The organism is Burkholderia sp. 4NA327C6 (assembly GCF_005502655.1).
Classification (GTDB): domain Bacteria; phylum Pseudomonadota; class Gammaproteobacteria; order Burkholderiales; family Burkholderiaceae; genus Burkholderia; species Burkholderia contaminans.
In genome coordinates, this window is sequence record NZ_SCNZ01000023.1 from 111884 (window position 1) to 128861 (window position 16978).

Consider the following 16978-nt stretch of genomic DNA (forward strand, 5'->3'; position numbering starts at 1 on the left):
GTCGTGCGGTGCACAAAATGTGGTGGTGGGGCGTCCGGACGGCGGGGGAGGGCGGGGCAGTACGTTTTATCCGCCTGCCGGCCCGTGCAGCGTGTCGAGCGCGATCCGGTACACCCGCAGTGCGTTGTCATGCCAGATCGCGCGGCGCTCGGCGTCATCGAGTTGCGTCATCGCACGAGCGAACGTGCGCAGCAGCGCCGGATACGACACGCGCAGCCCGGCCACCGGAAAGTTGCTGGCGAACAGGCAGCGCTGCGCGCCGAAGATCGCGATCGCGTCGCGGATGATTCGTGCGTTGTCCGCTTCGTTCCACGCTGCATCGCGCAAGCCGAGTTCGGAGATCTTCACGACCACGCGCGGCGATGCGGCAAGCGCCTCCATGCCGCGCCGCCAATGTGCGAGCCCCGCATCCGAGCGATCCCACGGCAGCCCCGCATGTTCGAGCACGACGTCGACATCCGGTGCATCGGCGAGCATCGAAGCCGCCTCGCCGAGATGCCAGAACGGCACGCGCAGATCCCAGCTCAGGCCATGCGCGGCGAGGCGTGCCAGCGCGGCCGGCCAGCGCGGATCGCGCAGCGTGCCCGGCCCGTCGACGGACGCATCCGGCGCAGCCGCAGTGCGCGGCTTGAAGCGCACGCCGCGCACGCGTGGCCACGCGGCCTGCTCGGCAAGCCGCTCGTCCGCATCACTCGCGAGCAGGTCGACCCACGCGACGACCGCCGACGGCAACCCGTGCGACGCCGCGACCTCGTGCAGCCAGCGCGTTTCCGCCAGCGCCTCGTCGCGCGCCCGTTCGGCCTCGACGTGCACGCTCGCGACGATCGGCACACCCCGCGCCGCGTGCCGGAGATCGTCCACCCCGAAATCGCGGCACAGCGCCGCGTAGTCGCCGAACATGAAGCGCGCCGGATCGTAGCCCTCCTGCAGCCACGGATAGTGCGCGCCTGCATCGAGCCGCCACAGGTGGTGATGCGCATCGACGAGCGCATCCGGCATGCCGTCGAGCGGCGGCGCGTCGCGCATGTCAGCGTGCCCCGGTGAGCACGTACGACGCATCGGGCTCGCGCAGCGTCGCCAACGCACCGACGAAACGCCACGTATCGAGATCGAGCTCGCGCACGTAGTCGTCCTGGAACGACACGTATGCGGCGCGCCGCGACGGATGGAACGACAGCGCGGTCGGGTTCGCGGGCAGTGCGATGCGTTCGATCTCCTCGAGCTGTCGCGCATCGAACACGGAGATCGACTGCTCGCCCGAGTTGGTCAGCAGCAGCAGGTCGCGGCCGTCGGGTGCGCTCGTGCGGTAGATGCGGTTCGGATCGCTGCGCGTCTTCACGCGGCGCCCGCAGGTCATCGTTTCGGTGTCGATCTCGACCAGCGTGTCGTCGCCGCGATTCGCGACGAACAGCGTGCGCTCGTCGCTCGACAGCGCGTTGCCTTCGGGGCGCGGGCCGGGCATCACCGCGCGCGGCGCGACCGTCGCGTCGCGCGGTTGGAATTGCGTGACCGTATTCGACAGCAGGTGCACGCCGTACGCACGGGTTGCATCGCGCGTGAGCGTGACGAGGTGCGTCTTCACGCCGCCGGACGGCACGGCCATGTTCGGCACGGGCTGCTTGGTCGGCTCGTCGAACACGAGCAGCATGTCGTGCGCTTCGCTCATCGCGTACAGCCGGCCGTCGCGGTCGCTCGCCATCCCGTGCGGCCGGTAGTACGGCCACAGGTCGAGCATGCGCGTGTGCGTGCGTTCGACGAGATCGATTTCGGCGATCCGGTGATCGCCTTCATGGCCGCGCGACCACGCGGTCTCGATCCCGAAGATGCCGACGTACGCGAAGCGCTCGTTCACGTCGACGGTGAACTCGTGCGGGAAGTTCGGCAGCACGATGTGCTTGAGCGCGGTTTTCGTGTCGAGGTCGTAGAAGCTGAAAGTGTGGGCGCATTTCTGCACCAGCAACAGGATGTCGTTCATGGGGGTGTCTCCGTCAATGCGTCAGCAAGCCTGCGTATTCGTGTATCCGGTGTCAGTCCTCGCAGCGTTTCGGCAGCGTCAGCGCGAGCAGGCCGGCCACCGCGAGCGTGATCGCGAGGCTGTACACGCCGGCCGCCGCGCTCACGTGCTGGGTCAGCACGCCGACCGCATACGGGCCGCAGAAGCCGCCGAGATTGCCGAGCGCGTTGATCAGGCCGCGCGCGCTGCCGGCCGTCTCGATGCTGCAGAGCTTCGGCGGAATCGCCCAGAACACGCCGGCGGCCGCCTGCAGGAAGAAGCCGCAGCCGATCAGGAACGCGAACGATACGGCCATCGACGCATGCGTGAGCACCGACAGCGCGAGGCACGCGGCGAAGCCGACGAGCGGCAGCAGCACGAACAGTCGGCGCTTGCCGGTTCGGTCAGACAGATACGACGTGACGAACATGCCGATCACCATCGCGACATACGGGAGCATCGCGAGCAGGCCGATCTTGCCCATCCCGGTGTGCGTGAGGTTTTTCAGCAGGGTGGGCAACCACATCGTATAGCCGTAGATGCCGACCTGATAGCAGAAGTTGATGGCGATCAGCAGCCAGATCGTCGGGTTGCGCAGCAGCTCGCCGAACGACGCGGCCGCAGGCGTGCCGGCCGCGCGCTTGCGCTCCTGTTCTTCGCGCAGCGCGTCGAGGATGTAGGCCTTCTCGCGCGGCGACACCCAGCGCGCGGTCTCCGGGCCGTCGTCGGCGAACATCAGCCACACGACGAGGCACAGCAGCGACAGCGCGCCCGCGCTGAAGAACAGGTGATGCCAGTCGTACGCGGCGAGGATGAAGCCGGACAGCGGCGCGGTGATCATGCCGGCGAGCGGCACGAACATGATGACCATCGCATTCGCACGGCCGCGTTCGCGGTCGGGAAACCAGTGGCTGACCATCGTCAGCACGACGGGCAGCATCCCGCCTTCGGCCACGCCGAGCAGGAAGCGCAGCGTCAGCAGTTGCCACGTATGGGTGACGAGCCCGGTCAGCACCGACAGCACGGCCCAGCTCACGAGCGACCACGCGATGAAGGTCTTGCCGCTGCCGAGCGCCGCGCGCCGGCCGCCGGGAATCTGCAGGAACAGGTAGCCGAAGAAGAAGATGCCGCCGGCGAGGCCGGCCATCGTCGCGTCCATGCCGAGATCGGCGTTCATTCCGCCGGGCATCGCGAACGCGATGTTCACGCGGTCCATGTACGAAATGATGCAGGCGAGCAGCAGCGGCGGAATCACACGCAGCCAGCGGCGGCGCGGAATGGCTTCGCTGGCTTCGTAGGCCGGGGTGGCCGGGTTCAATAGGGTCATGGTGTCTCCAGTCTTGGTGGTGGGCGGCGGCGGTCTTCTGATGGACCGCTGTCACGCCGTGACGCGCCGATGTCGTACCGGCCGCCGATGCGCAACGCCCTGAGGCGTTGCACGGGTGAACCGATGTCGGGTGCCTCGCGCCTAGCGCCCCCAGCGCAGTACGAGCGGATCGAGCCGCCGCGCCGCGTCGAGCAAGCCGGCGCGCACCTGTGGATGCAGCTCGGGCCACGGCGCGCGCGGTGCGTCGCACGCGATCACGCCGCCTTCGCGCATCAGCGCCTTCGCGGTCAGGAAGCCCGACTGGCGGTTCTCGTAGTTGATCAACGGCAGCCAGCGCGCATACTGCTCGACGGCTTCGTCGCGCCGGCCGGCGAAATACGCGTCGGTGATTCGGCGAATTCCGTCCGGATAGCCGCCGCCCGTCATCGCGCCGGTCGCGCCGGCATCGAGATCGGCGAGCAGCGTGATGCCTTCCTCGCCGTCCCACGGCCCCTCGATCGCGTCGCCGCCGAGCGCGATCAGCTCGCGCAGCTTCGACGCGGCGCCGGCCGTCTCGATCTTGAAGTACGACACCGCGTCGATCTCGCGCGCGAGCGACGCGAGGAACTGTGCGGACAGCGCGACGCCACTGGCGGGCGCGTCCTGGATCATCAGCGGAATGTCGAGGCCGTCGGCAGCTTCGCGGAAGAACGCGCGCACCTGTGCCTCCGGCACGCGGAACGTCGCGCCGTGATACGGCGGCATCACCATCACCATCGCCGCGCCGAGTGCCTGCGCGCGCCGGTTGCGCTCCGCGCAGATGCGCGCGCTGAAGTGCGACGTCGTGACGATCACCGGCACGCGGCCCGCGACGTGTTCGAGCGTGACGCGCGTGATCAGGTCGCGTTCGTCGTCGCCGAGCGCGAACTGCTCGGAGTAGTTCGCGTGGATGCAGAGGCCTTGCGAGCCGGCATCGATCATGAATTCGAGGCAGCGGCGCTGGCCGTCGAGATCGAGCGCGCCGGTTGCGTCGAAAATCGTCGGCACAACCGGAAAGACGCCCTGGTAGCGTGCGTTCATGGCGGCCCTCACTCGACGATGTCGAACTGGTCGAGGAATTCGGTCTTCAGCGTGAGGCCGAGGCCCGGCACGTCGTCGCGCAGTTGCACGAAGCCGTTCTCGGCCACCGGCTCGCCGTCGAAGATGTAATAGAACAGCTCGTTGCCGACTTCGACGTCGAACATCGGGAAGTACTCGCTCATCGGCGACGCGAGCGTGCTCATCGTCAGGTGATAGTTGTGCATCTGGCCCGCGTGCGGAATCACCGGCACGCTGTACGCCTCGCATAGCGCGTTGATCTTGTGCGCCATCGTGATCCCGCCGACGCGGTTCGTGTCGTACTGGACGACCGACACGGCCTTGCGGTCCAGCAGCTGCTTGAAGCCATACAGCGAGAACTCGTGCTCGCCGCCGGAGATCGGAATGCGCGTGAGCTGGTTCAGCTCCGCGTAGCCGTCGATGTCGTCGGCGATCACCGGTTCTTCCAGCCAGCGCGGCTGGTATTTCTCGAGCTTCGGCAGGATGCGCTTCGCGTATTCGAGGTTCCAGCCCATGTAGCACTCGAGCATCAGGTCGTTGTCATAGCCGATCACCTCGCGGATCGCCGCGACCGACTTCAGGTTCTCCACCACGCCCTGCTGTCCGTGCGCGGGCCCGTAGCCGAAGCGCATCTTGAACGCGCGGAAGCCTTCCTTCAGGTAGCGCTGCGCTTCGTCCTGCATCTCCTTCAGGTCGGTGCGATAGAGCTTCGAGTAGTAGCAGGGGATCTTTTTCTTGGTGCGGCCGCCGAGCAGCTTGAACACGGGCTTGCCGACGCTCTTGCCGAGGATGTCCCAGATCGCGATGTCGACCGCCGAGATCGCCGCCATGCCGATGCCCTTGCGGCCCCACGCGTGGGTCGCGCGATACATCCGCTGGTTCAGGTATTCGTAGTCCCACGGATCCTGGCCGATCACGAGCGGCGCGAGGTACTGGTCGATGATCACCTTCGCGACATGCGGCGCGAGCGCGACGTTGCCGAGGCCGACGATGCCGTCGTCGGTCTCGACTTCGACGACCGTCCACGAATGGAAGCGGAACGTGCTCATCGTTTCCTGCGGCGCGTACAGCAGGTCCATCGCGTTCGAGCAGAAGTTGCCCTGGGGCGGGACGGTCTTGCCTTTCCACTGGAATACGCGGGCGCGGACGGAACGGATCTTCATCGGGTGTCTCCGGAGTTCGGTGTGATGTTGTCGTGTTGAGAAGCGGGCGGCCGGCGGGGCCGTCGGGTCAGGCGGAAACGGGCTGCGTACGGCGCGCGGCGCCCATCCGGCACGCGATCTGCAGCGCCTGCCAGGTGGCGCCGACGTCGGCCGAGCCGCGGCCCGCGATGTCGTACGCGGTGCCGTGCGCGGGCGTCGTGATCGGCACGGGCAGCCCGCCCTGCACGGTCACGCCGCGCGAGAAGCCGAGCAGCTTGATCGCGATCTGCCCCTGGTCGTGGTACATCGTGACGATTGCCTGGTAGTCGCCGGCCTGCGCCTTCAGGAAGATCGTGTCGGCGGGGAACGGGCCGTGGAACGGCGCATCGGTCGGCCAGTCGCGCGACTGCAGCCGGCGCACGGCCGGCTCGATGATGTCGACTTCCTCGCGGCCGCAGCTGCCGCCGTCGCCGCCGTGCGGGTTGAATGCGGCGATCGCCACCTTCGGCACGGCGACACCGTTCGCGAGCAGCGACCGGTAGATCAGTTCGGATGCCTGTTCGATCCGCTCGACGCTCAGGTAGCCCGGTGCATCCTTCAGCGGAATGTGCGACGAGATGCGCGCGGTCCACAGCTCGCCGAGCGTGTTGAATTCGCAGAAGTAGCCGGTCACGCCGAGCGCCTCGGCGAAGTGGTGCAGCTCGTCCTCGTGCTTCAGCCCGCCGAGCTTCATCGCGTACTTGTTCAGCGGTGCGAAGCAGATCGCGTCGATGTCGCCCGCCAGTGCGGCGTCGAGGCACAGGTCGAGCACGGTCAGCGTCGAGCGGCCGCCGGCCGCGCCGGGCTGCCCGACCGTGACGTCGGCCGGGTCGATCGTGTCGAGGGCGACGAACGCGGGACGTTCGGTCGACGGCCGGCCGCGCGCGGCGGCGAGCGACGCGACGGGTTCGACGTCGACCGTCACGCCAGCGACGCGCTGGCCGGCTTCCCACAGCCAGCGATCGCCGATCAGCACGAGGTTCGCGCGGGAAGTTGCGTCGGGGCGGGCGAGCAGTTTCGCGATCAGCTCGGCGCCGATGCCGGCGGGGTCGCCGAGCGTCAGCGCGACGACGGGCAGGGCGGCGGGCGAGGGGGTGTTCATGGGGTGTCTCCGGTGGCGGCGCGTGGCCGTTTGTCTATCGGGTTCATGCTAGGTAGACGGAATGAGTCGGTAAATTGAAAACTCTTGATGAATCGATAACCTGGAGTAATCAAAGATGGGCTCGATCGACCGACGAGACTCGACGCCGCAGTTGCTGAACCGGCTGCGCATGCGGCAGATCGCGCTGCTGCTGGCCGTGCACGAATGCTCGACGCTGCGCGCGGCAGCCGACCAGATGGGCCTTACGCAGCCGGCCGCGACGAAGATGCTGGCCGAGCTGGAGAGCGCGCTCGGGCAGCGGCTGTTCGATCGCGTCGGGCGCGGGCTCGTGCTGAATCCGGCCGGCGAGCGCGTGCTCGGCTATTTCCGCGGGATTCGCGGCAGTGTCGAGGCGCTGAACCGCGAGCTCGGCGAGTTGCAGCTCGGCAGCGCGGGGCGGTTGGCGATCGGCAGCATCATGGCGGCGTCGCCGGGGCGGCTTACCGAGGCGCTGGTGCAGTTGAAGGCGCGTTATCCGCTGCTGGCGATCGACATCGCGGTGGATACGAGCGACCGGCTGATGCCGCAGCTTCTTGAAGGCGTGCTGGAAGTGGTGATCGGGCGTCACGTCGGGACCGATTGCGACTTCCGCGTGGTGGACGACGAGGCGCTCGCGATCATCGCGGGCCGTGACCATCCGCTCGCGGGCGCGGGGCCCGTGGCGTTCGACGCGCTGCTCGATTACACGTGGATCCTGCAGCCGGCCGGCAGCCCGGCGCGCGAGGTCGTCGAGCGCGAGTTCAACGCGCGGCACCAGCCGATGCCGCGCGGGCTGGTCGAAACCGGGTCGATCCTGACCACGATGAACCTCGTCGACCGTTCGCCGATGCTCGGCGTGATTCCGCTGACGGTGGCGCAGCGCAATGCGGAGCACGGGCTCGTCGCGATCATCGATTACACGCTCGAACAGAAGCTGCCGTCGTACGGCAGCCTCGTGCGGCGCGACCGGCCGCTGAGCATCCCCGCGCAGCAGTTTCTTGCGCTGTTTCATCGGGAAGGAGCCGGGGATGATGACGGCGCTTGATGACGCGGTTTGCCAGCCGAGGCGGCCGAGCCAGCCGCGCCGGCCGCGCTGGCCGAACCAGCCACGGTGGCCGAATCTGCCGAGCAAGCCGAATCAGCCAAGCCGGCCAAATCGGCCGAGCCAGCCGAACCAGCCGAGTCAGCCGAATCAGCCGAATCAGCCGGAACAGCCGGAACAGCCGGAACAGCCAAGCTAACCGAGCTAACCGAGCCGGCTGAGCAAGCCGATCCGGCCGAGCCGACCGAGCCCGTCATGCACCACCATCGCGGACCGCAGTGAAGCGCGATGGTCCCCCCGGCGAGACGGATAAGTCAGGCGACCCCGAAGCGAACGGCCTCAGCGCGCCGACGGCGCCGCAGGCGCGTCAACGAGCGCCGCCATCGATTCCGACAGCGTGCGATCCGGGCGAATCCGCAGTGCGGCGACGATGCCGATCAGCAGCATCGCGACCGAGCCGATGAACGGCACGGTCCAGCTCCCCGTGCGATCGACGAGATAGCCGAACAGGATCGGCGACAGGATCCCCGAGATCGCGGAGCCCGCGTTCATCATTCCGCTCGCGATGCCGGCGTGGGTCGGCGCGATGTCGCTCGGCACGGCCCAGATTGGCCCGATCGTCAGTTCGAGGCACAGGAACGAGCCCGACAGGCACAGCGCGACGCCGGCCGTCGAATGCACGATCGCGAGCGGCAGCAGGCACGCGAGCGCACCGACGAAGCTCGCGACGATCACGCTCTGCCGCGACAGCGCGAGGTTGCCGGTCTTCCGGTAGATCCGGTCGCACAGCCAGCCGCCGAGCGTGTCGCCTACTACGCCCGCGAAGAACACGCCGGACGCGAACAGCGCGGTCGACTTCAGGTTCAGGCCCTGGCCGTTCAGGAAGAACGTCGGCAGCCACGTGAAGAACAGCCACGCGGTCCAGCCGTAGCAGAAGTAGACGAAGATGGTCGGCGCCATCCGGCGGAACAGCGGCCCCCACGGCGTCGGGCCGGCGGGCGGCGCGGGGCGGGCAGCGCGCCGCCGATCGTTGCCCGCTTCGTCGCCGAGCGGATGTTCGCGGAAGCCGACGATCCACCATGCGAGCCACGCCAGCGTGACCGCGCCGATCACGAAGAACGCCGCGCGCCACGACAGCCAGGTCATCAACGCGGCGACGATCGGCGGCGTGACCGCGTTGCCGAGCCGCGAGAACGAATGCGTGAAGCCCTGCACGACGCCGCGCCGCTCGCGCGGGAACCAGTGGGTGATCGCGCGGGCCTGGGCGGGCAGCGTCGCGCCTTCGCCGATGCCGAGCAGCAGGCGCGCGGCGAACAGCAGCCCGAGGCTGTGCACGAACCCGGTGGCGAAGGTCGACACGACCCAGATCAGCCCGCAGCCGATCAGCGTCATGCGGGCGCCGAACCGGTCGGCGATCCAGCCGCCGCCGATCTGGCAGATTGCATACGAATACGCGAACGCGGAGAATGCGACGCCAAGTTCGGTGTTCGACAGGCCGAGCTCGGCCTTGATCGCGCCGGCCGCGGTCGCGAGGTTGACGCGGTCGACGTAGAGGATGAACGAAAGCGCGCACAGCAGCCACAGCGTGTGGCGCCGTTGACGGTGGTCGTTAGGCATGTGTCTCACTCCATTCTCGTGCGCGGCGTGGCAAGGACGCCGCGTTCACTGGCCGGGCCAGCATCGCGCGGCGGCGGAGACACTGTCCAATGAATCTTTGGGATCAATCGATAACCCCAGGTATTCATTCCCGTTTCAGCGGCATCATCAGCATCGGTCGTACCCGACGCAATGGAACACCACAGGTGAAGAATTGACCGACGACGAAGAACTTTCACTCCGCCGCGAGAGCCGCTTCTGGGAGCTGCCGCCGGTGAAATGGTGGATCCGTGGGCATGGCCGCGACGGCTATTCGTTCCGTCTGCTGCTGTGGCCGCCGGTGATCGTGTTCGTGCTCGAATTCGTCTGCGTGCTGTTCGACGCGCTGTACACCGGCATCGGCATCAGCGCCGTCGCGACGCTGTTCCTCGGCTTTGCCGGGTACTACGGCGCGCAGCGCGAGTGGCTGGTGCCCGCCGCGACCACGCGCGCGCTCGTGAAGGCACGCATGAAGAAGGCCTCCGAACGGTTCTCGTCGCTCGGCGTGGGCGCGACCGTGCTCGCGATGTTCGTCGCGGCGACCTCGCTGTCGCTCGTGATGTCGGGTCAGCCGGTGCTGGACACTGCGTCGAAGGACGCCGTGTCGATCTTCATCGCGCTGGTGTTCCTGCCGGTGTATGTGTCCGGCGCGGTGCGCAAGCTGGCGATCGCGCGGATCGAGGAACTGGAGGCGCTGCGCAACGCGACCGTCGGCACCCGCCTGAAATTCGACCGCGCCGGCGCGGTGCGCGCGGTCGTCGTGCAGGGCGCGGCGGGGAAAGGAACCGTGTCCGTGCGGGAGTACACGGTGCTCGGGTTCAACCCGCCGCTCGAACAGGTCGGGCGCGAACCGGGCGCGTGACGGTTGAAGGTGACGTAAAGGCGTCGAGAATCCGGCGTCTCAAGCCGGAAAGCGCGCGTTGTCCGGCGCCGGCGCGAGATTGTCGGGCCACTGCACTTCGAACCGCGTGCCGCCCGCGCCGGTCGGCACGCAGACGGCTTCGCCGTGGTGCGCATGGGCGATCGCCGCGACGACGGCGAGCCCGAGGCCGCTGCCGCCGGGCTGCGACTCGTCGACGCGACGGAAGGCCTTGAACACGTGCGGCGCGAAATCGGCCGGGATGCCGGGGCCGTCGTCTTCGACGCGCAGCCGGCACATGCCTGCTTCGATGCGCGTCTGGATCCGGATCGTGCCGGGCACCGCGTGGCGGCGCGCGTTTTCCAGCAGCGCGAGCAGCGCCTGACGGATGCGCACCGGGTCGCAGCGCATGCGCCGCGGGTCGAGATCGAGCACCGGGTGCTGGCCGGCGGCCTGCAGCGCATGCGCGAACACGTCGACCACGGCGCGCACGTCGGCGGCAAGGTCGGTGTCGCGGATCTCGATGCTCAGATGGCCGCCATCCGCGAGGCTGACCACGCGCAGATCCTCGATCAGCCGTGTCAGCCCTTCGACCTGCGTGAGCAGGCTGCGGAACTGCGCTTCGTCGGGCTTGAACACGCCTTCGGCGAGCCCCTGCAGGCGCCCGCGCAGTACCGTGACAGGCGTGCGCAGCTCGTGCGCGATCGCCGCGTTCCAGATTGCCTGTTCGTTGGTCACGCGCTGCAGCTCGTCGGCGAGTGCGTTGAATTGGTCGGCGAGCAGCGCGGCTTCATGCAGCGAGCGGTCGCCTGCCACGGCACGCGCGTCGAGATCGCCGCGCGCGACGCGGCGAATGCTGTCCGTGACCGAATTGAGGGGCACGAGGATGCGGCGCGCGAGATTGACGGCGACCGCGACCGACAGCACGAGGCCGACCGACGTGGTCGCGATCAGCCACAGCCATTCCGGTGCGGTCGGCAGCAAGTTCTTCGTGTTGAAATGCGCGGGCCAGTAGTTGAACGCGACGTAATAGAAGATGGTGGCGGTGAGCACCATCAGCAGCGTCACGCCGAATACCATCCCGGCCATCGTCAGCGCGATCTGCCGGCTCAGGCCATCGAGCTTCACGTCAACTCCAGAGCTTGTAGCCGACGCCGCGCACGCTGACGGGCACGCCCTGCACGCCGAGGTCGTCCAGCTTCTTGCGCAGCTTGCTGACGTGGCTGTCCACCGTGCGCTCCAGCGCGTCGCCTTCCGGCAGGCAGGTGGCCATCAGCTCGGCGCGGCTGAACACGCGCCGCGGCGCGCGCGCGAGCTGCGCGAGCAGCTTGAACTCGGTGAGCGTCAGCACGAGCGTGTGCCGTTCGCCGCCCGCTTCGAGCGTGGCTTCGTGGTGTTCGAGGTCGATCTCGAACGGCGCGACCCGCAGCACGCGCTGCTCTTCCTGGCGGGAGCCGGCCATCGAACGGCGCAGCACCGCCTGCGCACGCGCGACGACTTCGGCGGGATTGAACGGCTTCACCACGTAATCGTCGGCGCCGATGCGCAGGCCCGTGAGCTTGTCGATGTCCTGGTCGAGCGCGGTCAGCATGATCACGGGCGTGTCGCCGCGATGACGGATTTCGGCGAGCACCTTCCAGCCGTCGACGTGCGGCATCTGCACGTCGAGCAGCACGAGGTCGGGCTTGAGCTGCAGGTGCAGTTCCAGCGCGCGGCGGCCGTCGGCCGCGTGCACTGTGCGCAGGCCGCCGCGCGCGAGATAGGCGGTCAGGATCTCGGCGATCTCGGGTTCGTCTTCGGCGATGAGGACGAGCGCCTGGGCGTCCTGGCCGGCGCTGGAAGGGGGCGGGAGATCAGGCTGGGCCATACGTGTGAGAGTCCATCGGGGTTTCCATCGAGTCGCCATACTACCGCATGGGAAACGCCGTCGAGCAGAGGTCGGGCGGCGGTTATCGCGTGTCGAGCGCGGTGGGCAACGGCGGGCGCGGAGGCTGGGTGCAAGCGGGCTGCGGTGCGTTCCGGAAGCGTAATGCCTGAGGAATGCCGTTCGCCCTAAAATCGAGTTTCCTGTCTCCAGCGGCCATCCGATGCTGATGCTCACCCTTCACCCGCTTTCCGGCGAGTCGGCCAGCGACCGTGCCGACGTCTGGCGTGTCTTCACCGAAGCGCCTTCGTACGCGCAATGCGTCGAAGGCCGTTTGCCGACGGAGGCAGACGTCGACGATTTTTTCGATGGCAAGCCTGCCGCCAAGGCGGCGGCCGACAAATCGGTGTTCGGGTTGTGCGTCGACCAGCACATGATCGGCTGCGCGGATGTCATCCGGGCCTATCCGGACGACGACTGCCTGTGGATCGGTCTGCTGTTGCTCTCGGAAGCGCATCAGCGACGCGGTTACGGCAAGGCCGCGTTGGGGCTGCTCCTCGACATGGGGAGGAAGTGGGGCTACCGCATCGCACAACTGGGCGTCATCTCGACCAATCCTCGCGCCCAGGCCTTCTGGCAGCGCGAAGGCTTCGACGAGATTCGTCGCACGGTGAATCCGAGGTTTTCCGGCGACGTGATCGTCATGCAGCGCACGATCGGGTAGCACACCGCTTCCCGATCCGTAGAAACGGAAGCCGCCGCAACTCACCTATGAATAGTCGAAATACTGCGCGACACCGTGCCTTCATGCCCGGGAATCGACTGCCGGCCATCCCGGTGCGGGGATGGGCACGTTCCGGTATGGCCGGCAGCGATTGTTTCATACGGGCCTCTGCGTGCCCGGCTGGCGCGCTGTTGCCTCAGATCTGACCCATCAGCACCAGTATCACGACGATGACGACGACCAGCCCGACGGTGCTCGAGGGCCAATAGCCCCAACTTCGGCTGTGGGGCCATGCAGGAAATGCACCGATGAGTATAAGAATCAGAATGATGATAAGGATCGTACCGAGCATCGCACCCCTCCTGGAATGGATTGGACTTCGCGGTTCTCCCGCCGAGAGCGATGGGAGCAATGCTTGTGCCGCGAGGGCGCGCGCCGAGAAACGGCAAGGCCCGGAGCGGGGTGGATTCACGAAGTGAATACCCCGGGATTCAGAAAATAAAGTTTAAAAATGCGTCCTCGCCCCCTATGCTGAATCCTTCTGATCTGGCGGGCATGCGATGGCTGAACTTTTTCTGGTACGGCACGGGCAGGCGTCCTTCGGCACGGACGACTACGACCGATTGTCCGCGGCGGGCAAGCAGCAGGGCGTCTGGCTCGGCGAATACTTCGCGCAGCAAGCACTCACATTCGACCGCGTGATCTGCGGCACGCTGAACCGCCACGCGCAGACGGTCGACGCGATCCTGCGCGGGATGGGCCGCGAAGGCGCGCCGGTCGACCGCCACCCGGGCCTGAACGAATACGACTTCCACGGGCTGTTCGCGGCCGCCGCGCACGATTACCCCGACATCGCCCGCCTCGCGGCCGGCTCGATGAAGGAGCATTTCCGTGCGCTCCGGCAGGTGCTGCAGCTCTGGTCGGAAGACAAGCTCGGCGATGCGGCGCCCGAGACCTGGGCGCATTTCCAGCAGCGCGTGGCCGAGGCCCGCGCGGCCATCCGCCACGGCGGCGGCCGGCGCGTGCTGGCGGTGAGCTCCGGCGGCCCGATCGCGGTCACCGTGCAGCAGGTGCTGGCCGCCCCGCCGTCGAGCGCGATCGCGCTGAACCTGCAGATCCGCAACAGCAGTCTTTCGCAGTTTTTCTTCAACGCCGATGCGATCCACCTCGCGTCGTTCAACGGCATCCCGCATCTGGAGGATCCCGAACGACACGCGCTGCGAACCTACGGCTGACCCACGAACGATCGCGACGATGACGAACCCTACCCAGCAACTCGACGTAGCCCGCCTCACGCGCTATCTGGAAGCGCACGTGCCGGGCTTCGAAGGCCCGGTCGACATGGAGAAGTTTGCCGGCGGCCAGTCGAATCCGACTTTCCTGCTGCACGCGAAGAGCGGCCGCTACGTGCTGCGCCGCCAGCCGCCGGGCGAACTGTTGAAGTCCGCCCATGCGGTCGACCGCGAATTCCGCGTGCTCACCGCGCTGTCGGGCACCGCGGTGCCGGTCGCGCGTCCGTATCACCTCTGCGAAGACCGCGACGTGATCGGCAGCATGTTCTACGTGATGAGCTACGAAGACGGCCGGATCTTCTGGGACCCGGCGTTGCCCGAACTGCCGAAGGCCGACCGCGCCGCATGCTACGACGCGTTGCTGCAGACGATGGCCGCGTTGCACGACGTCGATGTCGAGGCAGTGGGCCTCGCCGACTACGGCCGCCCCGGCAATTACTTCGAGCGTCAGATCGGCGTGTGGACGAAGCAGTACCGCGCGGCGGAAACCGAGCGCCTCGACGCGATGGAAACGCTGATCGACTGGCTGCCGAAGGCGTGCCCGGAGGACACGGGCCGGCCGACGCTGGTGCATGGCGATTTCCGGATCGACAACCTGATGTTCGCGCGCGACAGCTATCGCGTGCAGGCCGTGCTCGACTGGGAACTGTCGACGCTCGGCAACCCGCTCGCCGATCTCGCGTATCTCTGCATGTGCCTGCGGCTGCCGTCCGGCGGGCAGGTGCGCGGGCTCGCGGGCCAGGATCGCGCCGAACTCGGCGTGCCGGACGAAGCTGCGATCGTCGCGCGCTATTGCGAACTGCGCGGCATCGAGCCGATCCGCGACTGGCACTTCTATCTCGCGTTCAGTTTCTTCCGGCTCGCATCGATCGCACAGGGCGTGAAGGCGCGCGCGCTGCAGGGCAATGCGTCGAGCGAGCAGGCGCTGCGCGTCGGCGCGATGGCCGGGCGGCTCGCCGAACTGGCCGTCGGCGTGATCGACGCGCATCGCTGAAGCCGTCGCGCAGGACAACATATCAATGGAGGAGCACAGCAACATGGCAACGAATCTGTTCGACCTGACGGGCAAGATCGCACTCGTGACGGGCGCGAGCCGCGGCATCGGCGAGGAAATCGCGAAACTGCTCGCGCAGCAGGGCGCGCACGTGATCGTGTCGAGCCGCAAGCTCGACGACTGCCAGGCCGTGGCCGACGAGATCGTCGCGGCAGGCGGCCGCGCCGAGGCGCTGGCCTGCCACGTCGGGCGTCTGGAAGACATCGCCGCGACGTTCGAGCACATCCGAGGCAAGCACGGCCGCCTCGACATCCTCGTGAACAACGCGGCCGCGAACCCGTATTTCGGGCACATCCTCGATACCGACCTCGCCGCGTACGAGAAGACGGTCGAGGTGAACATCCGCGGCTACTTCTTCATGTCGGTCGAGGCCGGCAAGCTGATGAAGGCGAACGGCGGCGGCGCGATCGTCAACACGGCGTCGGTGAACGCGCTGCAGCCGGGCGACCGGCAGGGCATCTACTCGATCACGAAGGCCGCGGTCGTCAACATGACGAAGGCGTTCGCGAAGGAATGCGGGCCGCTCGGCATCCGCGTGAACGCGCTGCTGCCGGGTCTCACGAAGACGAAGTTCGCGGGCGCGCTGTTCGCCGACAAAGCGATCTACGAGACCTGGATGGGGAAGATCCCGCTGCGCCGCCATGCGGAGCCGCGCGAAATGGCCGGCACCGTGCTGTATCTGGTGTCGGACGCGGCGAGCTACACGAACGGCGAATGCATCGTCGTCGACGGCGGCCTGACGATCTGAGCGCGCGATGAAGATCGACAGCTACGCAGGGCAAGCCGTGATGATCACCGGCGCCGCGAGCGGCTTCGGCGCGTTGCTCGCGAGCGAGCTGGCCGCGATGGGCGCGCGCGTCGCGCTCGGCGACCTGAACGGCGACGCGCTCGAACGCGTGGCCGCGCCGCTGCGCGCGGCCGGCGCCGACGTGATCGCGCAACGCTGCGACGTGCGCGTCGAGGCGGAGGTTGCATCGCTGGTACAGGCGGCGGCCGAGCGTTTCGGCCGGCTCGACGTCGGCATCAACAACGCGGGCATCGCACCGCCGATGAAGGCGCTGATCGACACCGACGAAGCCGATCTCGACCTGAGCTTCGCGGTGAACGCGAAGGGCGTGTTCTTCGGGATGAAGCACCAGATCCGCCAGATGCTCGCGCAGCGCTCGGGCGTGATCCTGAACGTCGCGTCGATGGCCGGGCTCGGCGGCGCGCCGAAGCTGGCGGCCTACGCGGCGTCCAAGCATGCGGTGGTCGGGCTCACGAAGACGGCGGCCATCGAATACGCGCGCCACGGCATTCGCGTGAATGCGGTGTGCCCGTTCTACAGCACGACGCCGATGGTCACCGACAGCGATATCGGCGACCGCCAGGATTTTCTTGCGCAGGGCTCGCCGATGAAGCGGCTCGGCCGGCCCGAGGAAATCGTCGCGACGATGCTGACGCTGTGCGCGAAGGAAAACACGTATCTGACCGGGCAGGCCGTCGCCGTCGACGGCGGTGTCTCGGCCTTCTGACCGAATCGAACGAACGGAATCGAGGAGTCGATCATGGACTTTGGCTACACCCCGAAAGTGGAAGAACTGCGCAGCCGCGTGCGCGCATTCATGGACGCGCACATCGTGCCGCGCATTCGCCAATGGAACGAGGAAGTGCATGCGGGCCAGTATCCCGTGTCGTTCATGGAGGAACTGAAGGCGCGTGCGAAGGCGGAAGGGCTGTGGAACCTGTTCCTGCCGCACCTGAAGGACGACGAGCCCGGCATGGGCCTGACGAACCTCGAATACGCGCCGCTCGCCGAGATCATGGGGCG

General features: G+C 67.6%; 18 protein-coding genes. 8 read left to right on the plus strand and 10 right to left on the minus strand.

Annotated elements, in window-relative coordinates:
- Positions 1-66: 66 nt before the first annotated feature.
- From FFS49_RS23145 to FFS49_RS23170, 6 genes are all read right to left on the minus strand, one after another.
- On the minus strand, positions 67-1026 hold the full coding sequence (locus tag FFS49_RS23145) for an amidohydrolase family protein (RefSeq protein WP_105817650.1): 960 nt from the start codon (positions 1024-1026) through the stop codon (positions 67-69).
- A 1-nt stretch (position 1027) separates the two neighbouring features.
- Positions 1028-1975, minus strand: coding sequence for a hypothetical protein (locus FFS49_RS23150; RefSeq protein WP_105817649.1), 948 nt, complete (start codon positions 1973-1975; stop codon positions 1028-1030).
- 52 nt (positions 1976-2027) lie between these two features.
- Complete coding sequence (locus FFS49_RS23155; RefSeq protein WP_105817648.1) at positions 2028-3320, minus strand: MFS transporter; 1293 nt, start codon at positions 3318-3320, stop codon at positions 2028-2030.
- 141 nt (positions 3321-3461) lie between these two features.
- On the minus strand, positions 3462-4379 hold the full coding sequence (locus FFS49_RS23160) for a dihydrodipicolinate synthase family protein (protein ID WP_105817647.1): 918 nt from the start codon (positions 4377-4379) through the stop codon (positions 3462-3464).
- Between the two features lie 8 nt (positions 4380-4387).
- A complete protein-coding gene (locus FFS49_RS23165; protein ID WP_105817646.1) occupies positions 4388-5560 on the minus strand; it encodes an L-rhamnonate dehydratase in 1173 nt (390 codons plus the stop codon).
- Between the two features lie 67 nt (positions 5561-5627).
- The gene (locus FFS49_RS23170; protein ID WP_105817645.1) at positions 5628-6680 is read right to left on the minus strand and encodes a 4-hydroxythreonine-4-phosphate dehydrogenase PdxA; all 1053 of its coding nucleotides are present in this window, start codon (positions 6678-6680) and stop codon (positions 5628-5630) included.
- Positions 6681-6795: 115 nt separating this feature from the next.
- On the opposite strand from FFS49_RS23170, the gene FFS49_RS23175 reads away from it, so the two are divergent.
- On the plus strand, positions 6796-7743 hold the full coding sequence (locus FFS49_RS23175; protein ID WP_105817644.1) for a LysR family transcriptional regulator: 948 nt from the start codon (positions 6796-6798) through the stop codon (positions 7741-7743).
- Positions 7744-8079: 336 nt separating this feature from the next.
- On the opposite strand, the gene FFS49_RS23180 is transcribed toward FFS49_RS23175, so the two are convergent.
- Positions 8080-9357, minus strand: a complete 1278-nt coding sequence (locus FFS49_RS23180) for an MFS transporter (protein ID WP_071333441.1) — start codon at positions 9355-9357, stop codon at positions 8080-8082.
- Between the two features lie 193 nt (positions 9358-9550).
- On the opposite strand from FFS49_RS23180, the gene FFS49_RS23185 reads away from it, so the two are divergent.
- A complete protein-coding gene (locus FFS49_RS23185; protein ID WP_071333440.1) occupies positions 9551-10237 on the plus strand; it encodes a hypothetical protein in 687 nt (228 codons plus the stop codon).
- 39 nt (positions 10238-10276) lie between these two features.
- Here FFS49_RS23185 and FFS49_RS23190 read toward each other — a convergent pair whose 3' ends face one another.
- The gene (locus FFS49_RS23190) at positions 10277-11362 is read right to left on the minus strand and encodes an ATP-binding protein (RefSeq protein ID WP_071333439.1); all 1086 of its coding nucleotides are present in this window, start codon (positions 11360-11362) and stop codon (positions 10277-10279) included.
- A 1-nt stretch (position 11363) separates the two neighbouring features.
- Positions 11364-12101: a response regulator gene (locus FFS49_RS23195; protein WP_071333438.1), complete on the minus strand. Its 738-nt coding sequence runs from the start codon at positions 12099-12101 to the stop codon at positions 11364-11366.
- A 220-nt stretch (positions 12102-12321) separates the two neighbouring features.
- Here FFS49_RS23195 and FFS49_RS23200 point away from each other — a divergent pair, with 220 nt between their 5' ends.
- Positions 12322-12822, plus strand: coding sequence for a GNAT family N-acetyltransferase (locus FFS49_RS23200; RefSeq protein WP_071333437.1), 501 nt, complete (start codon positions 12322-12324; stop codon positions 12820-12822).
- A 196-nt stretch (positions 12823-13018) separates the two neighbouring features.
- Here FFS49_RS23200 and FFS49_RS23205 read toward each other — a convergent pair whose 3' ends face one another.
- Entirely contained in the window at positions 13019-13174 is a 156-nt protein-coding gene (locus FFS49_RS23205) for a DUF3309 family protein (RefSeq protein WP_039344341.1), read from the minus strand.
- A 208-nt stretch (positions 13175-13382) separates the two neighbouring features.
- Between FFS49_RS23205 and FFS49_RS23210 the strand changes: the two genes are divergently transcribed.
- The 5 genes from FFS49_RS23210 to FFS49_RS23230 form a co-directional block, all read left to right on the plus strand.
- Positions 13383-14057, plus strand: coding sequence for a histidine phosphatase family protein (locus FFS49_RS23210; RefSeq protein ID WP_071333436.1), 675 nt, complete (start codon positions 13383-13385; stop codon positions 14055-14057).
- A 19-nt stretch (positions 14058-14076) separates the two neighbouring features.
- Positions 14077-15108, plus strand: a complete 1032-nt coding sequence (locus FFS49_RS23215) for a phosphotransferase (protein WP_039344335.1) — start codon at positions 14077-14079, stop codon at positions 15106-15108.
- 43 nt (positions 15109-15151) lie between these two features.
- A complete protein-coding gene (locus tag FFS49_RS23220; RefSeq protein ID WP_039344690.1) occupies positions 15152-15916 on the plus strand; it encodes an SDR family oxidoreductase in 765 nt (254 codons plus the stop codon).
- A 7-nt stretch (positions 15917-15923) separates the two neighbouring features.
- On the plus strand, positions 15924-16682 hold the full coding sequence (locus FFS49_RS23225) for a glucose 1-dehydrogenase (RefSeq protein ID WP_071333434.1): 759 nt from the start codon (positions 15924-15926) through the stop codon (positions 16680-16682).
- A gap of 33 nt (positions 16683-16715) precedes the next feature.
- Positions 16716-16978 (plus strand): acyl-CoA dehydrogenase family protein (locus FFS49_RS23230; protein WP_171026820.1); only part of this gene is annotated, 263 nt, incomplete at its 3' end.